The organism is Pseudoclavibacter sp. VKM Ac-2867 (assembly GCF_015351275.1).
Lineage (GTDB): Bacteria > Actinomycetota > Actinomycetes > Actinomycetales > Microbacteriaceae > Pseudoclavibacter.
Window position 1 is genome coordinate 62,867 of the sequence record NZ_JADKSL010000012.1, and the last position, 18,885, is coordinate 81,751.

Consider the following 18,885-nt stretch of genomic DNA (forward strand, 5'->3'; position numbering starts at 1 on the left):
GTCGGTGTGGGGTGGGAAGCACAGCCTTTTCCCACCTGGCGGGCTCGGCCCACCTGGGGCGGGCTCGGCCAACGTGAGCGCTCGGGAAGCGTCCCCGGTCAGGCGAGGTGCGAGAGCTCGCCCACGTCGTAGCCGGTGTCCGGGAGACAGCCGAGCTCGGTCAGCAGCTCGGGCATGCTCCACAGCCGCACCTCCTGCGGGCGGTTGGTGGCGATCGATGCCGCCGCGCTGCCGCCGATCGCGAGCGCGCGCACGCTCACGGGCGACGGACCCGATGCTGGGCTGGGCGCGCCGCGGACGAGGCGCCAGGAGGGGTGCCCATCAAGCGGATGCTCCTCGACGAGCAGCGAGGACGGCTCGTCTCGCAGGCCACGGCCGGAGACCTTCAGCGCAGCCTCCTTCGCGGTCCAGAGGGCGATGCGATCGGCGACGCCCACCCGCTGCGTCGGCGCGGGCATCCGCAGCCGCTCTGCTGGGTGAAGGGCGTACGCGTCGAACTCGGACCACAGCTGTGTCGGCACTGTCTCGATGTCGACGCCGATCGCATCCGCCGGGTCTGCGATCGCGACGAGCACCCGGCCGCTCGTCGTCGAGGAGCTGAGCGAGAGGTCGCTGCTCGTCGGCTGCCCGTGGCGCCCGCCGCAGTCTGCGCAGCGGCGGTCGATGTCGAGCTCGCCGGCCAGCTCGAGCGGGACCCCGCGGCCCCAGGCCGCCAGCAGACGGAGGGCGGCGCGCCCCGCCAGCGTGCGGCGGCGCAGCTCCTCGGTGCTCCGAGCACTGGCGGCGGCGAGATCGTCGGTGCCCGCGCACTGCGACGCGGCGTCGAGCACCTCGTCGATGCCAGCGGCGAGCACGGCGATCATCGGCGGCTGATGCGGCGGTACTGCCACACGGCGATCGGCGCGAAGATCGCGATGATCGCGACGCTGCACAGGAACGCGTACAGGACGGCGTTCTCGGCGGGCCAGCCACCGGCGGCGGTGAAGCCGCTCGGGGCCGCGTTGCCGAAGAGCTCTCTGACGGCGCTGGCGACCGCCGTGACCGGGTTCCACTCCGCGAACGCCCGCAGGGGGCCGGGGAGCATATCGGCCGAGACGAAGGCACCGGAGATGAAGCAGACGGGGAACAGCCACAGGAGGCCGAGGCTCTGTGCGACCTCGACGCTCTTCGCGGTCAGCGCGATGGTCGCGCCGATCCAGGAGGTCGCGAAGGCGAAGAGCAGCAGCAGCGCGAAGGCGGCGAGGACTTCGAGCGGGCCGGATTCGACGCGCCACCCGATCGCGAGTCCGCACGTCAGGATCACGGCGATGGAGATGACGCTCGTGACGAGGTCGGAGCTCGTCCGCCCGAGGATGACGCCGACGCGCGACATGGGGAGCGTGCGGAGGCGATCGATGAGGCCCGACTGCAGGTCTTTCGCGAGGTAGACGGCGGTGAACGAGGAGTTGAAGGTCAGCGTCTGGGCGAGGATGCCGCCGATCAGGAACTGCCGGTAGTCGGCGCCACCCAACGCGCCGCCGAAGACGAAGGCGAGGATGAGGACGAAGATGATGGGCTGCGCGATGCCGGTCACGAGAGCGCCCGGCGTGCGCTGCACGTTGAGCACGTTCCTGCGGGCGACGATGCTGCCGTCGCGGAAGGCTGCGGTGATTGCGCTCATGCGGTAACCGCCTCTCGCTCGTCATTGGTGTGCGCGTCGGCAGACGCGTCGTCGGGTCGCTGTCCCGTGATCTGGAGGAAGACCTCGTCAAGGGTCGGCTGACGCAGCGCCGCCTCGATCGTGCCGATCCCGGCCTCCGAGAGGCCCGCGAGCACGGCCGCGAGATCACGGCTGCCGTTCGGTGCCTTGGCGGTGATGCGCACGGCGCGGTCGTCGAGGGATGCCTCGCGTCCGATCGCGGCGACGATCTGGAGGGCCCGGTGGCCATCCTCAGCTCGCTCGAGCACAAGATCGATCGCGGCTCCTCCGGCTCGCGCCTTGAGCGCCGACGCGGTGCCCTCTGCCACGATCCGGCCCGAGTCGATGACCGAGATGGCATCGGCCAGCTGGTCGGCCTCCTCGAGGTACTGGGTCGTCAGGAGCACCGTCGTGCCTGCCGTCGCGAGCGTCTGGATCGCATCCCAGGTGTCGCGACGCCCGCGCGGGTCGAGTCCCGTCGTCGGCTCGTCGAGGATCACGACGGGCGGCCTGGCGACGATGGCGCCGGCAAGGTCGAGGCGTCGACGCATGCCGCCCGAGTAGTCGCCCGCGCGCTTCTTGGGGTGCAGGTCATCGAGGCGGAAGTCGCGGAGCAGTTCGTTCGCGCGTGCCTTCGCATCTCGGCGCCGCATGCCGTAGAGCTGGCCGACCATCGTCAGGTTCTCGACTCCGGTGAGCTTCTCGTCGACGGCCGCGTACTGACCGGAGACGCCGATGCTGCGCCGCACATCCTGAGCCTCGTGCCGGACGGAGTGGCCGGCGACCTGCACGTCGCCAGCATCCGGATCGAGGAGGGTCGTGACGACTCGGACGGTGGTGGTCTTGCCAGCCCCGTTCGGGCCAAGGAGCGCATGAACGGAGCCAGCTGGGATCTCGAGGTCCACGCCGTCGAGCGCAGTGAAGTCGCCGAAGCGCTTCCTGAGCCCGCGGATCGAGATCACGAGACCGCCAGGTCGCGCTCGCGGACGGGCGTGATGTCTCGCCAGTTCTCGGTTACGTAGTCGAGGCAGGCCTGCTTAGGGGCTGGGCCGTAGACGACGACCCAGCCTGCGGGCACGTCGGCGAAGTCAGGCCAGAGGGAGTGCTGCTGCAGCTCGTTGACGAGGACTCGGAACTCTGCGGAGATGTCATCGAACGGATTGGTCATGATGTTCCCTTCTCTGTTCACGCGGGGGTTCGTGAGTGAGGTGGCGCGAATGGTTCTCCAGGTGCTTCGGAGCAGGCTCGCTATCGGTTGGCAACCTGTGCATGTGAATCGGACATGAGCGTGTCGAGCACCGGGGCGATTTCGCGAAGGGAGGCGTCGTCCAGCAGCGCGGAGTGGCGAGCCTGCACTTCGCTCGAGGTGACCCGACCCGTGGCGTGCGCCGCCCAGGCCTGTGGGGCTGGCCGGTCAGCTGGCACGTCGACACGCGCCTCGAACACGTGCAGCCCGCCCTCGAAGGTGGGGATCGGGGTCGTGTCGAGGAGCGCCCCGACGCGCAGGAAGCCACGCACCATGCGGTCGATGCTCCGTGCTGGGATGTCCGCGAGGGGGTTGCCCGCCTCGGCGAGGACTGCGCGCACCGCTTCGGCGTCGAGCTCGCCTGCCGGGGCCGCCACCTCGTTGGCGTCGAGGAACGCGCGCCACATGCGGTCACCGCCGTCGACTCCGGCGACGGAGGAATGCTCTGTCGGGTAGGCGTCGATGATGGCGAGGAGCTCGACATCGTCGCCCCCGCGCTGCAGGTGGGCGGCGAGGTGCTGCGCGAGGCGTCCGCCGAAGGACCATCCGACGATCCGATACGGGCCCTCGGGCTGAACGCTCTTCATGGCCTTCACGTACTCGTCGAGCAGCTCATCGAGCGAGCTGTGCTCGAATTCGTGGTCGACATCAGGGGCGATGCCGGGCAGCTGCAGTCCGTAGAGCGGTCGGCTGCCCTCGAGGTGCGCGAGGAGTCCCGCGAACTTCCAGGAGATTCCGCTGGCTGGGTGGACCGCGAAGAGCGGCTCCTGGCCGGCGGTGGGGCCGTCCGCATCTCGCGCTGGGCGCAGCGGCAGGATCATCCGGAGACTCTCCGCGATGTCACCGCCACCGTCGCTTGCGAGGGCAGCGAGGCCCTCGACCGACGGTGCCTGGAAGATGGCTTGCACGGGCAGTTCGGTGCCGAGCGCGTCGTTGATGGCCCGGATGGTCGGCTGCGCGACGAACGAGTGGCCTCCGAGCGCGAAGAACGAGTCGTCGGCGCGGACGTCGTCGATACCGAGCGTCTCCGCGAAGGCCGCCGCGACGGCCAGTTCCGCCCGTGTGCTCGGGGCGCGCCCGGTGCCTCCGCTCGCCTGCTGATCAGGGAGGGCGTCTCGGTCGAGCTTGCCGTTCGGGGTGAGCGGGATGCGCTCGATGACCGTGATGCCGACCGGATGCATGTAGTCGGGCACTCGTCCGCGGACGGCGGCGAGCACCTGCTCGGTCAGCTGTTCTCGCGCCTCGTCGTTCGACGCGGCGGGCAGCTCGCTCGGCACGATCCAGGCCCCGAGCACGGTCTGTCCGGCCGACTCGACGGGAAGGACAACGGCACTGGCGACGCCGGGCTGATCGGCGATCACCCGGGTCAGCTCCTCGGGTTCCACGCGGTGTCCGCGGATCTTGAGCTGCGCATCGGTGCGGCCGAGCGAGACGATGCGGCTGGGCTCGTCAGGCATCGCATCCCGCACGACCACGAGATCGCCGGTGCGGTACATGCGGCTGCCGTCTCGGGCGAAGGGGTCGGCGACGAAGCGCTCGGCGGTTGCTGCGGAGCGGCCCGTGTAGCCGTCGGCGAGCTGGGGCCCGGAGAGCCAGAGCTCGCCGATGCTGCCCGCGGGTGCCGGTCGGAGGCGGGCATCGAGAACGTGGCCGATGACGTCGCGGGTCGTGGATCCGAGCGTGGGCTCTCGCGTGTCCTCGATGCTGGCGAGCATCGAGTCGACGCCGACCTCGGTCGGGCCGTACAGGTTCCAGGCTCGGGTGCTGGTCCGGCGACGCAGCCAGGTCCACAGCTCGCCGCTGATCGCTTCGCCGCCGAGGAGGAGCGTGAAGCTGTCCGTGGCCGAGAGCGAGTCGAGCCAGTGCTCGAGGCCAGTCTGCGCGGTGAGCGCCTCGACGTAGCTCGGCGTCGTCTCCCATGCCCTGATCTCCCGGTCGGCGAACAGCTGGACAAGCGCCTCCGGGTCCCGGCGCACGTCGTCTGCGATGACGTGCAGCTCGTGGCCGCTCGCGAGCCACAGGATGGGGTCCATGGCCGCGTCGAAGCCGACGCCGGTGGTGTGCGCGACGCGGATGCGGCGCTCTGCGGCGTCCGGCAGCAGGGTCGAGCGGTGGCTGCGCAGGAGGCTCGCGAGAGCACGGTGGGGGACCTGGACACCCTTGGGGACGCCAGTCGTTCCGGAGGTGAAGATGAGGTAGGCGGGGGCGTCGAGCTGTGCGGTGCGCACCTCGGAGCTGCTGGGTTCGTCGGCGGCGAAGTCGGCGTCTTCGGCCAGGGTCTCCTCGAGTCCTCCGTCGATGACCAGCGCGGGACGGGCTGCATCGATCATCGCGTTGACCCGCTTGCTGGGATACTCGGGGTCGATGGGCATCGCGACGGCACCGGCCCGCCAGATTCCGAGGAGCGCGGCGACCGTGTCGATCGACCGTGGCAGGCGGTAGGCGACGACGCCGCCCTGTGTCACGCCGCTGCGACGCAGTGCCAGGGCCACCTGATCGGCTCGTTCGGCGAGGGCCCGGAAATCGACCGCACCGTCCGGGGCGACGACGGCCGGTGCGTCCGGGGTGCGCTCTGCCGCGGCATCGAAGGCTTCGAGCACGGAGCGGAGTTCCGCGTCCGCAGCCGTTTCGTCGTCAGGCCGCCACGCAGGCAGCCGATCCGGGGTGCCCGGGATGGTGATCGACGCGAGGGGCGCATCCGGGGTCTCCGTCGCGACCGTGAGGAAGGCGAGGAGTCGCTGGACGAGGCCGTTGGCCGCTGCCTCGCTGAAGAGCGCGGAGTTGTACTCGAGCACTCCTGGCACGTCAGAGCCGGCTTCGGCCGGGCGCAGAGTGAAGGAGAGGTCGAACTTCGCGCCTCCTGTGCTCTCTGGGGCCACGGGCGAGACATCGACACCGGGGAGCGCAAGCGGGAGATCGCTCTGCTCTTCCACGGCCAGCATCGTCTGGAACAGGGGGTGGCGTCCGAGGACGCGTTCCGGCGCGACGGCCTCGACGATGCGCTCGAATGGCACCTGCTCGTGGTCGATGCCGAAGAGCGCTGATGCGCGTGCGGCCTCGACGGCGCCGGCCAGGGTGGTGTCGTCTCCGAGCTGGATCCTGAGGGGCAGCGTGTTGACGAAGAACCCGATGAGGTCACTCAGGTCAGCATCCTGGCGCCCCGCCGACGGGGCCCCGATCATGAGATCTGTGCCCGAGCCCGTTCGCATGAGGAAGCCGGCGAGCGCGCCGAGCCAGCCGTGGAAGCCGCTCGCTGACGTTCCTGCGGCCACGGATCCGAGACCGGTGGCGACGTTCGCGGGGACCGTGAAGGCCAGCTGGCGCGCCGGTTGGGCGCTTCCGGCTTCGCGGGTGCCGTCTGCGCTGAGCTCCAGCACCGACGGCGCACCGTCGAGGAACTCGGTCCAGGCGGTGAGCTCGCGTGCTTCGCTTGCCGCGTCCTCGTGCGCCGTGAGCAGGCGCGCGAAGTCGGCGAATTGAGCAGGCAACGGACGTCGGAGCGCTGCGGAGCCGCTCCTTCGCGCGGTGTACGCGGTTGCGAGGTCGTGGGCGAGGGGCGCCAGCGAGGCTCCGTCGGTCGCGATGTGGTGGATGACGAGCTGGAGCAGCCAGGATCCATCGCCCAGCGCGGAGAGCCCCGCGCGGAGGGGCAGATCGCGAGTGAGGTCGAACCCGGCGGAGGCGTCGACCGGCTCGCTCTGGAGCAGGCCGGAGACAGGGGGGTGGATGCGCTGCGCGGGTGCCCCATCGGTCTCCGGGTAGCTCGTGCGCAGCACCTCGTGACGGGCGACGAGGTCGTCGAGCGCGCCGGTGAGCGCCTCCCGGTCGAGTTCGCCGTCGAGTCGAGCGCTCAGGACGACGTTGTAGTCGCCGGAGCTCGGCGCGAGTCGGTTGAGGAACCACAGGCGGGCCTGACCGGGGGAGAGCGGGAGCGGTTGTCCGGCCACGCGGGGGTTCGCTGCCGTCCACTCCCGAAGCGGCGGGCGCGCACTGGAGGCCGCCATCTCGGCGTTCGCCGTGCGCTCGCTGGTGCGGCCGAGCAGCGCCAGCAGGCGTGCAGGCGTGGGGGCTTCGAAGATCGCACGGAGCGCCGGTGCGGTGCCGAAGCGCGTGCGCAGCTCGCCGGCAAGCGCGACGGCGAGCAGGGAGTGCCCGCCGAGGCGGAAGAAGTCGTCGTCCAGTCCGACCTCGTCGAGGCCGATGACGGCGGCGAATGCCTCGCAGATGGCGCGCTCGTCGTCCGTCTGCGGACGTCGCGAACCGGCGGCGGACTCGGGCGCGGGCAGCGCTGCGAGGTCGACCTTCCCGTTCGGGGTCAGGGGCAGACGCTCGAGCACGGTGACGGTTGAGGGCACCATGTAATCGGGCAGTGCAGCACGGGCGTGGGCGCTGACGGTCTGGGCGTCGACGGTCCCGGCGACCCAGGCGACGAGCCGCGCGCTGTCCTGGCCGGCGGGCGCGTGGATGGTCGCGACTGCGGCATCCACGCCAGCCGTGCGCTCGAGGCTGCGCTCGACATCGCCGAGCTCGATGCGGTAGCCGCGCAGCTTGATCTGGTCGTCGTCGCGGCGGAGGAACTCGAGCTCGCCCGATCCGTGGCGGCGGACGATGTCGCCGGTCCGGTAGAGGCGGGTGCCGTCCCCGGAAGGGTCGGCGATGAAGGCGGTCGCGGTCTCGGCGGATCGCCCACGGTAGCCGTGCGCCTCCGAGGCGCCGGCGAGGTGGAGCTCTCCCGGCACTCCGTCAGGCACATCCCTGAGGTATGCGTCGAGGACTCGTGCGGTCACGTTCGCGACGGGGCGGCCGATCCGCACACGTCCTGGTTCGCTGATGCGGGTGACGACGGAATCGACGGCGAACTCGCTCGGGCCGTAGAGGTTCCACGCGTCGACGCCGTCTGCGGCGAGGAGGGAATCCCAGAGCTCACGCGAGACGGCCTCGCCGCCGAGTGCGATGAGCAGGGGCGTCTCGCGGTGCGCGGCCCGGTCGAGGAGTCCCGTGCTGATGAGCTGTCGGACGTAGGAGGGCGTCGTCTCGAGCACGTCGATCGCGGCGTCGTCGACGCGCTGCACGAGCTCGTCGGCGCTTCGTCGCGTGCCGTCCGTTGCCATCACGAGCGTGGATCCGGCGGCGAGCCAGAGGATCGGGTCCCAGGCGGCGTCGAAGCCGAGGCCGGCGACGTGCAGGACGCGCGGGGCTCGCCCGTCGAGGCGTGAGCGCAGCGGGGCGATCATGGCGTCCTCGTGTTGCGCCTGGACGTTGGCGAGCGCGGAGTGCGGGACCTGCACGCCCTTGGGGGTGCCGGTCGTGCCCGAGGTGAACACGAGGTAGGCGGGCTGCTCGGGGCGGGGGAGCTCCGGCAGGCTCGTGTCCTCGGCGCTCTCCCCGAGTGCGACGAGCGCGGCGGGTGCGGCTGCCGGTGTGCCGGAGTCAGCAGCGAGGGCGGCGAGCCGGTCTGCGTCGCTCGCGACCAGCAGCGCGGGCGAGCTCGCCTCGAGGATCTGCGCGACGCGCGCATCCGGGTAGTCGATGTCGATGGGAACTGCGATCGCTCCGCTGCGCAGCGCGGCGAGCACGAGGGTCACCGCATCGCCCGAGCGCGGAAGCGCGATGGCGACGCGGTCGCCGGGACGCACGCCGGAAGCGACGAGCCCCAGGCCCGCGGCGTCGACACGGACTCCGAGCTCGGCGAACGAGAGGTTGTCATGCGCGTCCTCGAGCGCAGAGGCCTGCGGCGCACGCTGGATGCTGGCTGCGAGCACGTCGAGGACGGTCCCTTCGACGGCCAGTGAGCGGCCACGGGCCTGCGTGTCGATGCGGTGCCGCGTCGCGGCGTCGACGGCGGGGATGTCCGAGAGGGGATGATCGACCGTCTCGACCATGGCGGCCAGCATCCGGTCGACCGTGTCGCGCATGCGCTCGATCGTCGATTCGTCGAACAGTGCGAGGTCATAGGCGAGCGCGGCCTCGAGCGGCCCCTCGTCGCCAGCGGGCGTCGAGAAGTCGAGCATGAGGTCGGTCTTCACGCCTGCCGTCGTCACCTGGCCAGGGACGGTCACCTCGACGTCGCCGAGGTCGAGCCGGGCTGGCTCGGTGTTCTGCAGCGTCAGGAGCACCTGGAAGACGGGGTGGCGATCGGCGACGCGAGGGGGTCGCACGGCGTCGACGACAGCATCGAACGGCACGTCCTGGTGCGCATAGGCGTCGGTGTTCCCCGCCCGGACGCGCTCGATGAGCTCGGCCAGGGTCGGGTCGCCGACCAGGGAGGTGCGCAGCGCGACCGTGTTGACGAAGAATCCCACGAGCCGCTCGAGCTTTGGGTCGACTCGGCCCGCGACAGGCGTGCCGAGGACGATGTCGGTGCCTGCGCCGTGCTGGCCGAGCGCGGCGGCGACGGCAGCATGGAGGACGATGAAGAGGCTCGTGCGGTGCTTCGAGGCGACGCGGCGCAGCGCGAGGTGGCGTTCGGCGTCGAGCTCGAAGGCGAGGTGCCCGATGTCGCTTGGTCGGCTCCCGCGCTCGCGGTCTCGCGGCAGGTCGATCTCGTCCGGTGCGCCCGCGAGCGCGCGGCGCCAGAAGTCGAGCTGGGTGCTCATGGCACTCGTGGAGTCCTCCTCCGAGCCGAGCGACTCGCGCTGCCACAGCGTGTAGTCGGCGTAGGAGACGGGTAGCGCGGGGGACGGGGCGGCGCTCGAGCCGGCGGACTCGGGAGCCGTGCGCGCCGTGTAGGCCGCGGAGAGGTCGGCGGCGAACGGCGCGAGCGACCAGCCATCCGAGGCGATGTGGTGCATGGTCGCGACGAGCACGTGCGAGGTCGCGGAGCGGCGCAGGAGCACCGCGCGCAGCGGAACCTCGACGGTCACGTCGAAGGGGCGCAGCGATTCCTGCCTAACGATCTCGTCGACGCGGTCCGCGGGGACCTCGACGGCCGTGAAGGAGGGGGCACCCACGTCGATCGGGAGGATGCGCTGGCGCGGCTCCCCATCGATGTAGGGGAAGACGGTGCGCAGCGGCTCGTGGCGCTCCGCGACGTCCCGGAACGCGCAGCGGAGGGCAGCCACGTCGAGCTCGCCGTCCAGGTGCAGCACGACGGGGATGTTGTAGGCGCTCGAGCCGGGCTCGAGGCTGTTCAGGAACCAGAGGCGACGCTGGGCGAGCGAGACGGGGAGCTCGTCAGAATGGGGGATCGGAGCCAGTGGGAGCGCTCGAGCGTCGTCGGCATCCTGGGCATCGAGGGAGGCGAGGCCTGCGACCGTTGGCCGCTCGAACACGTCGCGCACCGTGACCTGGCGCTCGAGGCGTTCAGAGAGGTTCGAGGCGAGCTTCGTGGCGAGGAGCGAGTGTCCTCCCGCGGCGAAGAAGTCCTCATCGACGCCGATCGAGGTGATGCCGAGCACTTCGGCGAATGCTTCGGCCGTGACGCGCTCCGCACGGGTGCGGGGCTGCTGCACGGGGTCGCTCGGCGCTTGGTCCGGCGCGGGAAGCGCGCGCCGGTCGAGCTTCCCGTTCGGCGTCATCGGCAGCTCGCTGAGGGCGAGCACGCTGCTCGGAACCATGTAGCCGGGCAGCTCGGTCGCGAGGGCGGCCCTGGTGCGCGCGGCCAGGTCCGTGAGCTCGCTGTCGCCGGTCACGTAGCCGACGAGGCGCGCGGAGGCGCCTTCGCCGACCACGATCGCAGCAGCGGCCGAGACGCCGGACTGGCGACGCAGCGCGGCCTCCACCTCGGCGAGCTCGACCCGGTAGCCGCGGATCTTGATCTGCTCATCGATACGGCCCAGGAATCGGAGCGAGCCGCTGCGGCGGCGTCGCACGACGTCTCCGGTGCGGTACATGCGTGTCCCGTCGCCGGCGAAGGGGTCGGCGAGGAAGCGCTCGGCGCTGAGGCCTGGCTGCCCGACGTAGCCGGAGGCGACGTTCGCGCCGGCGAGGTACAGCTCGCCGATCGCTCCGTCTGGAACGGGCGTGAGCGATGCATCCAGGAGGTAGTGGCGGGTGTTGCGCACGGAGGTGCCGATGTGCGGCTCGGAGCCGCTCTCGATCGGCGCGATGAGGCTGTCGACGGTCGTCTCCGTCGGCCCGTAGAGGTTGAGGGCGCGGACATCGTGCTGGGCCGCAAGGACATCCCAGAGCGCGGGTCCGACGGCTTCTCCGCCGAGCGCGATCTCGGTCGGGTAGCGGTCCTGATCGAACAGTCCGCCTGCGATCAGCGCCTCCGCGAATGAGGGGGTCGTCTCGATCGCGTCGATCTCGTGCTCGGCGAAGTACGCGGCGAGCCGCTGGGGGTCACGGCGGACGTCGTCGTCGATCATGTGCAGCTCGTGGCCGGCGAACAGCCAGAGCAGCGGATCCCAGGCGGCGTCGAACGAGAGCCCAGCCGTGTGGGCGACCCTCGCCGGCCTGCCGAGGCGCTCGGCTGCTGGGTCGAAGATCTCCGCCCTGTGGTGTTCGAAGAGGTTCCGGAGGGCGAGGCGGTCGACCCCGACGCCCTTGGGGCGGCCGGTGCTGCCGGAGGTGAACACGACGTAGGCCAGCTCGGAGGGGGCCACCGTGGGGAGGCCGCTGGGGTCCGCCGTCTTCCTGCGCCAGGCGACCGACGTGTCGGCATCGATGGGCAGGGTTGCGACCCGCCACTGCGCTCCCGCCGCCAGGTCGCGCTGCTCCTGCGCCTTGCTCGTGAGCAGGAGCGCGGGTTGCGCGTCTTCGATCATGTTGCCGACTCGGTCGATGGGGTACTCGGGGTCGAGGGGGACGTACACGCCACCCGCCTTGAGGACCGCGAGCACGAGCACGGGGAGATGACGGCTGCGCTCGATGCGCACGGCGACCGTGCGCCCCGCACCCACGCCCTCGCCCACGAGGTGGTGGGCGAGCCGAGTCGAGAGTTCATCCAGCTCGGCGAAGGTGAGCGTGCCGTCTGCGGCGACGACCGCCGTCTCCGCGTCTCGGACAGCCGCGACCTTCGAGAAGGCTCGCAGCACGGACTCCTGGCCGATCGGAACCTCGTCGCCTGAGCCCTGCTCGAGGAGCCCCGCGATCTCATCGGCGCGCACGACGTTGGCGTCGGTGACGGTGGTGGTCGTCGGCTCGTCGAGGACCTGCGAGAGCAGCTCCAGCATCCGCCAGGCATGCTCGCGCAGGACGTCGCTCGTGTACAGCTCCGCGTCGCCCTCGAGCTGGAGCGTCGGCGCAGCGGCCTCGCTCGTGAGCCCCGAGATGACGACGGACAGGTCATGCACCGGTCCCGTCGACAGGATGTTCACGGTGCCGCGAGCGCGGCCGAAGACCAGTTCGTCGATGACCGGGAGGAGATTGACGGAGGGGCCCGCGAGTGCGTGCGTCTGCGCGACCTCCTCGACCCGGAACTGCTGGTGGGAGACGGCCCCGCGGACCGCGTCACCGGCATTCGCGATGACCTCGGCGAGGCTGAGTCCCGCGGAGACATCGACGCGCAGGGGGAGGATGCTGGAGAGCATCGATGGGGTCGTCTTCGCGATCTTGCCGCGCCGCGCTGTGACCGGGAGGCCGACGGAGACCCGCGCCTGTCCGGTCATCTTCGACAGGTACAGGGCCACGAGGCCCACGGCCGTCTTCGGCATGTCACGACCCAGCCCTCGGAGCCGAGCCGCGTCGGCGTCCGGGATGCTCGTCGAGACGCGCACGACGCGCTTGGCGGCGCGTCCGGTCGTGCCCTCGAGGCCCGTGACGACGCTGTCGTCGGCGAGCTGGGCGCGCCAGTAGTCAGCATCCGCCTCGTGCTTCTCCGACGCCGCGTACTCGTCGAGATGCTCGTGGAGCTCGCGGAGGCTGGGCAGGGGAGACGCGGTCCTCGCGGCGAGGTGTGCGATGGGTCCGGACAGGAGTGTGCCGAGCACGCCGCGAGGGGCGCTCTTCTCGAGCCGGGAGTATGCGCCGGCGAGGTAGCGCAGGCCGACGACGGCCGAGTAACCATCGAGGAGCACGTGGTGGACGCGCTGGAACAGGAGCCAGCGCTCCTGGGCGACGCGGTACAGCGTCGTGCCGAGGAGGTCGCCTCCGGTCATCGACCGGGGCGTCTCGAGCTCGAGGTCCATCCGCTCGCGGGCGACCCGGACCGCTTCCTCCTCGCCGAGCTGGCGGAGATCGGTGGTCGTGAGGAGGTCAGCAGTCGGGGATGGGCGCTCGATCAGGGCGTACGGCCCGTCGCCGTCCTCGGCCAGAACGAGGCTCATCGCGTCGAGGTCGGCAACCGTCTTCGTGAACGCGATCCGCAGCAGCCGCTCATCGACCTGGCCGCGGAGATCGAGGTACTGTCCGATCTGGTAGCTGGGGTTCTCCGGGTCGAGCTGCTGGGCATACCAGATGCCCAGCTGCGCTGCCGTGAGGGGAAGGCGATCGGGGGAACCTGCGGTGGTCTGCTGATTCGTGTCGATGCGGCGGCTGGTCTCGGTCACTGTGCGCTCCTCATAGAGGTGCCGAGGTCTCCCTCGGCACCTGATGTCCTGCTCGGCGTGCGGCGCTGGCCGCTGGGGTGCCTCCTTGAGACGGAGGCGCACCCGTTACTGGAACTGGCCGATCTGGAGAGAGTTGAGGAGCCCGCCGAGGTCGATGAGCGGGCCGTCGATGAGGGGGCCGTTGATGAGCGCGCCGCTGGCCAGCGTCGAGACGGAGCTCGAAGCCGAAGCGGGTGCGAGCTCGCCGGCGCTCGCGGGAGCGGCCGTCAGGGCGACGGCGCCGAGGGAGAGGGCTGCGGCCGTGGAGAGGCTGGCGATGGTCCGAGTCGTCGTCTTCTTCATGTGTTGCTCCTCAATTCGCTGTGTCCGGGGTTGGTCACGTGGGTCGTTCGGAGCGCATCTGGCGGCGGTTTGGCAACAATCCCGCGTCTCTCGGGCATTTCACAGCTAGCCTGAACCCGTGTTCGACTGGCTCATAGCGCTCCCACCACTCCTCGTCGTCCTCCTCGTGGCGGTCATCGTCACGCTCGAGAGCCTCGGCCTGCCGCTCCCGGGCGAGAGCGTGCTCATCGCCGCTGTGCTCATGAGCGTCGCGGGCACGGGCGTCGACCCCTGGCTGCTCGCCGCCGCCGCGGCCGTCGGTGCCATCGTCGGCGACTCCATCGGCTACTACATCGGCAAGCGGTGGGGCGCTCGCCTGCTGCGCTACCTCTCGCAGCGGTACCCGAAGTACTTCGGTGTCGCGCGGATCAACGCGGCGGTCGGGCTCATGCAGAAGTGGGGTGCGTACGCGGTCTTCTTCGGTCGCTTCATCGCGCTCCTCCGAGTCTTCGCCGGGCCGCTCGCCGGTGCCATGGCCATGCCGTACGGGCGCTTCCTGCTCGCGAACGCGCTCGGCGGCATCGCCTGGGCGACGGGCGTCACCGCCATCACCGTCGCGCTCGGGAAGAGCGCCCTCGCGCTCATCCACGCGTTCGGCTGGGCCGCGCTCGCGGTCGCCGCGGTCCTAGTGATCGTCATCGTCGCGATCGTCGTCTATCGAGCCCGGCGACGCCCAGAGGGCGCGGAGGCGACAAGCGAGACCGAGCAGGAGCTCGACCTCCTCATCCCTGCGGCGAAGGACGCGCAGGACTCCACCCCGGGAGGCGCCGCAGTTCGCGACGCCCTCGCCGCAGCCGTGCGCCCGATCGTCACCTTCGCTCGCCGGGCCCCGTTCACGACGGCGCTCTCCCTCGTCATCATCGCCATCGGCGTCGCGACGGGGGCCATGTGGCACCTCTCACGGGCTCAGCCCTGGTACGGCGACGTCGCCTTCGGCATCCCGCCGTTGGAGGCCGGCATGTGGTGGACCCCCATCACCGGATCGCTGCTCGGCGGCGGCGCCTGGCACTACGCCCTCCTCATCGTGCAGCTCCTCGTCGTCGGCGGCGTCTTCGAGTTTCGCTTCGGCTGGAAGCGCACCGCCCTCGTGTTCCTCGGCGGCCAGGCGCTCGCGGTGCTCGGCACCCTCGCGATCGTCGCGGCGCTCGCTCCGACCGGCTGGGAGTGGGCGACGCGCCTTGCCGACGACCTCGACGTCGGCGCGTCAGGCGGCATCGCCGCCCTCACGGCGGCGCTGGTCTGGGTGCTGCGTCCGCCGTGGCGCCTGCGACTCGGGCTCGCGCTCGGGGCGCTCGTCTCCCTACGGTTGCTCTACGTCGGCGACCTCGCCGATATCGAGCACTTCCTGCCGGTCGCCGTCATCTTCACGATCTACGCCGTGCAGCGCCATCGCAAGACGGGCCTCGCGACAAGCACCCGCGAAGACCGGCTGATCGCGTTCACCGCCCTCATCGCGCTCGGCGCGGCCCAGGTCGTCGCCGCGTTCTTCTCGCTCGACGGCCCGCTCGGCAAGACGGACGCCGAGACGGAGACGTGGGTGGGTGTCGCCATCGACGTCGTCGTCATCCTCCTCGTCGCCAACGGGATCAGGCGTGGCCAGCGCTTCGCCTGGGTCGTCGCGGTGGCCCTCGGCGTCTTCAATCTCCTGGAGCTCGCCCTCATCGTCGTCGCGGTCGCCACCTCCGGCAGCCTCGACGAGGGCCTCACCATGAACTTCGCCGGCTCCCTGCTCTGGGTGCTCGTCGTGGTCTTCCTCATCGTCGCCCGCCGCTCGTTCGCGGTCCGCGTGCGGCCGTCGAAGAACTCCATCTCGGGCGAGCGCCGAGGAACGGTCGAGGACGCTCGCAAGATCCTCCCGAGAGTCGGCGGCAGCACGATCTCCTGGATGACGCTCTGGCCGCGCAACCACTACCTGCTGAGCGCGAAGAAGGACGGCTACGTCGCCTATCAGGAATACTCGGGCGTCGCCCTCGCGCTCGGCGACCCGGTCGCGCCGAAGAGCGAGCTCAGCGACCTCATCCACGACTTCGCATCCCGCGCCGAGCTGGCCGGGCACACGCCCGCCTTCTTCTCGGCGACCCGCGCGACTGTGGATGCGGCCCCTGCGAGCTGGCAGCGCGTGCAGGTCGCGGAGGACACGATCATCGACCTCCCGGGGCTCGAGCTCAAGGGCAAGCCGTGGCAGCCGGTGCGCTCCGCCGTGAACCGCGCTGAGCGCGAGGGCATCCGCTTCAAGATGACGACGCTCGCCGAGGAGCCGTGGGCGGTGCTCGCGCAGGTGCGTGCGATCTCGGAGGACTGGGTCGGCGACAAGGGGCTGCCCGAGATGGGCTTCACGCTCGGCGGCGTCGATGAGGCCCTCGACCCTGCCGTGCGCCTCGGCATCGCGATCGACGACGACGGCAGCGTGCACGGCGTCACGTCGTGGCTGCCGGTGTACGGGCAGGATGGCGCGGTCCGTGGCTGGACGCTCGACCTCATGCGTCGGCGTGACGGCGGCTTCAAGCCCGTGATGGAGTTCCTCATCATCTCGTCGGCCCTCGCCTTCCGGGACGAGGGGGCCGCCTTCGCCTCGCTCTCCGGAGCGCCGCTCGCAGGTTCGGGACAGGCGGAGGCGACAGCCCTCGACCAGGTGCTGAGCCAGGTCTCCGAGCTCCTGGAGCCGCTCTACGGTTTCTCCTCGCTGCACAGCTTCAAGACGAAGTTCAATCCGCGATACGAGCCCATGTACCTGCTCTACCGCGACGAGGCCGACCTTCCGCGCATCGGCATCGGACTGACACGCGCCTACCTGCCGACGGCGACGACCGGTCAGCTCATCAGGGCGGGTCTCGGCGCGGGCAAGTAGCGTCTCGCATCCTTCGCGCCGAGGCGGGCCGCGTCAGCGAGCCACAGCTCGCGACGCTGCTCGGTGGAGGTCTTGACGGGGGAGTAGCGGGTGACCGCGATGGGTCCGAGGCCGACGAAGCCGAGCACGTGGGTCTTGAGCTGCCTGATCGGCGTGTTGCCGGTCAGGAGCAGGTAGAGGTCGGGGCTGTCCGCGGTCAGGATGATGCGCGCGCTGCGTCCTTTGAGAAGGCCCTTGGGTAGCTTGCCGGAGGCGTCGTAGGCCATGCGCGGCAAGAGCAGTCGGTCGAAGAACCCCTGCAGGAGTGACGGGACGGAGCCCCACCAGACCGGGGTGACGAGCACGATGCGTGCGGCGTCCTGGATCGCGCTCCAGGCTTCCTGCAGATCGGGCTCGAGCTCCTGGCGCCTGGTGTAGCCGCGCCGGAGGTTCTGATCGAACACGAGGTCGCGGACTGCGAGGACCCGAGCGTCGCCGTGGGCGTCAGCGTAGCGTGCGGCGAGCGCCGCGCAGAGCGAGTCGGGGTTGGGGTGGCCGTCGATGACGATGGTGTGCATTCGGGCTCCAGAGCCTTGAAGTGGACAGTGTCAAGATGTGACGACAGTCAGCTTAGCTATGATGTTGCTCATGTCAAGATCGGATGCGCCGTACCACCACGGCAACCTCGGCCCGGTCCTCGAGGCCGCAGGCATGGAGCTGCTCGCGCAGAAGTCGCACGCCACGATGAGCCTCCGTGAGCTGGCCCGCGAGGCCGGTGTCAGCCACAACGCGCCCTACCACCACTTCGGAGACAAGGCCGGTCTCTTCAAGCGCCTCGGCGAGGTGAGCATGCAGCGACTCGTGCACGCGGTGAGCTCGGCGGATGATCCCGGAGCCGCCCCACAGGAGCGTGCCCTCGCGCTCACTGTCGCCTACGTCGAGTTCGCCGTCGATCATCCGCACGCCTTCACGCTCATCTACGACCCGGAGGTCTGCATCCCGGGGGCGCCCAGCGCGACGATGGCGCCACTCATCCAGGAGCTCGAGGGGCTGCTCGGGAATGCGGCCGCCGACCTCGACCCAGAGGCGAGCGCCGCCAGGATCGAAGCGCGTGCTACGGCGCTCTGGGCAACCGTGCAGGGCCTGTCCCATCTCGTGATCGCGGGCCACCTCACGCGTGCTCAGGTCCAGCCAGCGCTCGCCGAGTCGCTGCGACGCTAGACGGCCGGGCCGAGCGCTGATGTGACTCGGGAGTTATGCGAGCGAGGCGACGACCGCGGCGATTCTGCGTTCGCGAGTCGCGTCGGCCTTGGCTGACTCGACTCTGGTGATGTGGGCTTTCCCGGCGCTCGGCGAAAGGGCGTCGAAACGTGCCCGTGCGCCCGAGGCGTCGAGCGCCTCCGCGAGGTCGGCGGGCACCTCCGTGGTGCGCGGCTCCGTGTCGAGCTCGATGACGACGGTGATGGGGTCACCGCCCTCTATGCCGGTCTCCTTGCGCCTGTCGGAGCTGAACGAGATGAGGAAGCGCCCACCCATGACCGCGACAGTGCTCCGGTACGTGTAGCCGTTGACGGTCACGACGACGGCCGGCTTCTTTCCTGCGCCCAACCGCTCGATGACCTCTGCCGGCACCTCGATGCCGGTGTTCCTGCCCATGAGGCTCATGGTGGTCGTGAATTCCATGCCGAGATTGTTTCACGGTATTCCCTGCCGGAACACCTCGAAATGTCGGTGGCCTGTGCCACGATCGGACGGTGTGACGAGGCCCGTCGTCCACAGGAGAGAAAGGCACGACCATGGCCGTCATCCTCAACCCATACATCCACCTCCTCGACACCGCGCGCGAGGCGCTCGAGTACTACAAGGAGGTGTTCGGGGGCGAGCTGGTGCTCAGCACGTTCGGCGGCTCCGGCATGCCGATGGACCCCTCCGAGTCGGAGAAGATCATGCACGGCCAGCTGACGACTGCCAGCGGGTTCACGATCATGGCCTCCGACACGCCCTCCTTCATCGAGCCCAACCCCGGACGAACGGTCGAGATCTCCCTCAGCGGCGACGCCGCCGACGAGCTGCGCGGGTACTGGGAGAAGCTGGCCGACGGCGGCGAGATCGAGCAGCCGCTCGTGCAGGCGCCGTGGGGAGACACCTTCGGAATGCTGGTCGACCGCTTCGGGGTCGCATGGATGGTCAACATCCTGGGAAGCTGACGAGTGCCCGAAATGCAATCGGCCTGGCTGCGCCATACACTTGACGCCGACCTACTGCGAGGTGAGTGACCCTGGTGCCATCGAGTTTCGACGTGACGTCGCTTGCTTCTCTCGAC

General features: G+C 70.4%; 11 protein-coding genes. 3 read left to right on the forward strand and 8 right to left on the reverse strand.

Annotated features, from left to right (window positions below; translation table 11 throughout):
• Positions 1–98: 98 nt before the first annotated feature.
• From ITJ67_RS12760 to ITJ67_RS12785, 6 genes are all read right to left on the reverse strand, one after another.
• On the reverse strand, positions 99–863 hold the full coding sequence (locus ITJ67_RS12760) for a 4'-phosphopantetheinyl transferase family protein (protein ID WP_160070538.1): 765 nt from the start codon (positions 861–863) through the stop codon (positions 99–101).
• Positions 860–1,660, reverse strand: coding sequence for an ABC transporter permease (locus tag ITJ67_RS12765; RefSeq protein ID WP_160070537.1), 801 nt, complete (start codon positions 1,658–1,660; stop codon positions 860–862). The genes ITJ67_RS12760 and ITJ67_RS12765 overlap by 4 nt, the downstream gene beginning before the upstream one ends.
• Positions 1,657–2,640, reverse strand: a complete 984-nt coding sequence (locus tag ITJ67_RS12770) for an ATP-binding cassette domain-containing protein (RefSeq protein WP_160070536.1) — start codon at positions 2,638–2,640, stop codon at positions 1,657–1,659. The genes ITJ67_RS12765 and ITJ67_RS12770 overlap by 4 nt, the downstream gene beginning before the upstream one ends.
• The gene (locus ITJ67_RS12775) at positions 2,637–2,846 is read right to left on the reverse strand and encodes an MbtH family protein (RefSeq protein ID WP_104298996.1); all 210 of its coding nucleotides are present in this window, start codon (positions 2,844–2,846) and stop codon (positions 2,637–2,639) included. Before ITJ67_RS12775 ends, ITJ67_RS12770 begins: the two co-directional genes overlap by 4 nt.
• Before the next feature lie 80 nt (positions 2,847–2,926).
• A complete protein-coding gene (locus tag ITJ67_RS12780) occupies positions 2,927–13,354 on the reverse strand; it encodes a non-ribosomal peptide synthetase (protein ID WP_194677919.1) in 10,428 nt (3,475 codons plus the stop codon).
• Between the two features lie 105 nt (positions 13,355–13,459).
• Positions 13,460–13,696, reverse strand: a complete 237-nt coding sequence (locus ITJ67_RS12785) for a hypothetical protein (protein WP_160070533.1) — start codon at positions 13,694–13,696, stop codon at positions 13,460–13,462.
• Between the two features lie 118 nt (positions 13,697–13,814).
• Here ITJ67_RS12785 and ITJ67_RS12790 point away from each other — a divergent pair, with 118 nt between their 5' ends.
• A complete protein-coding gene (locus ITJ67_RS12790; RefSeq protein ID WP_194677920.1) occupies positions 13,815–16,583 on the forward strand; it encodes a rhomboid family intramembrane serine protease in 2,769 nt (922 codons plus the stop codon).
• Here ITJ67_RS12790 and ITJ67_RS12795 read toward each other — a convergent pair.
• A complete protein-coding gene (locus ITJ67_RS12795) occupies positions 16,547–17,140 on the reverse strand; it encodes an NAD(P)H-dependent oxidoreductase (RefSeq protein ID WP_194677921.1) in 594 nt (197 codons plus the stop codon). The genes ITJ67_RS12790 and ITJ67_RS12795 overlap by 37 nt on opposite strands.
• Before the next feature lie 70 nt (positions 17,141–17,210).
• On the opposite strand from ITJ67_RS12795, the gene ITJ67_RS12800 reads away from it, so the two are divergent.
• Complete coding sequence (locus ITJ67_RS12800; RefSeq protein WP_194677922.1) at positions 17,211–17,783, forward strand: TetR/AcrR family transcriptional regulator; 573 nt, start codon at positions 17,211–17,213, stop codon at positions 17,781–17,783.
• A 33-nt stretch (positions 17,784–17,816) separates the two neighbouring features.
• On the opposite strand, the gene ITJ67_RS12805 is transcribed toward ITJ67_RS12800, so the two are convergent.
• Positions 17,817–18,245, reverse strand: coding sequence for a YdeI/OmpD-associated family protein (locus ITJ67_RS12805; protein WP_160070529.1), 429 nt, complete (start codon positions 18,243–18,245; stop codon positions 17,817–17,819).
• A 113-nt stretch (positions 18,246–18,358) separates the two neighbouring features.
• Between ITJ67_RS12805 and ITJ67_RS12810 the strand changes: the two genes are divergently transcribed.
• Positions 18,359–18,769 (forward strand): VOC family protein, encoded by a 411-nt coding sequence (locus tag ITJ67_RS12810; RefSeq protein WP_160070528.1) that lies wholly within the window; start codon positions 18,359–18,361, stop codon positions 18,767–18,769.
• Positions 18,770–18,885 lie beyond the last annotated feature (116 nt).

Excerpts from the sequence above, each read along its gene's own strand:
- ITJ67_RS12805 (WP_160070529.1), bottom strand. The coding sequence starts at position 18,245 with ATGGAATTCACGACCACCATGAGCCTCATGGGCAGGAACACCGGCATC.
- ITJ67_RS12795 (WP_194677921.1), bottom strand. The coding sequence starts at position 17,140 with ATGCACACCATCGTCATCGACGGCCACCCCAACCCCGACTCGCTCTGC.
- ITJ67_RS12810 (WP_160070528.1), top strand. The coding sequence starts at position 18,359 with ATGGCCGTCATCCTCAACCCATACATCCACCTCCTCGACACCGCGCGC.
- ITJ67_RS12760 (WP_160070538.1), bottom strand. The coding sequence starts at position 863 with ATGATCGCCGTGCTCGCCGCTGGCATCGACGAGGTGCTCGACGCCGCG.
- ITJ67_RS12785 (WP_160070533.1), bottom strand. The coding sequence starts at position 13,696 with ATGAAGAAGACGACGACTCGGACCATCGCCAGCCTCTCCACGGCCGCA.
- ITJ67_RS12775 (WP_104298996.1), bottom strand. The coding sequence starts at position 2,846 with ATGACCAATCCGTTCGATGACATCTCCGCAGAGTTCCGAGTCCTCGTC.
- ITJ67_RS12765 (WP_160070537.1), bottom strand. The coding sequence starts at position 1,660 with ATGAGCGCAATCACCGCAGCCTTCCGCGACGGCAGCATCGTCGCCCGC.
- ITJ67_RS12800 (WP_194677922.1), top strand. The coding sequence starts at position 17,211 with ATGTCAAGATCGGATGCGCCGTACCACCACGGCAACCTCGGCCCGGTC.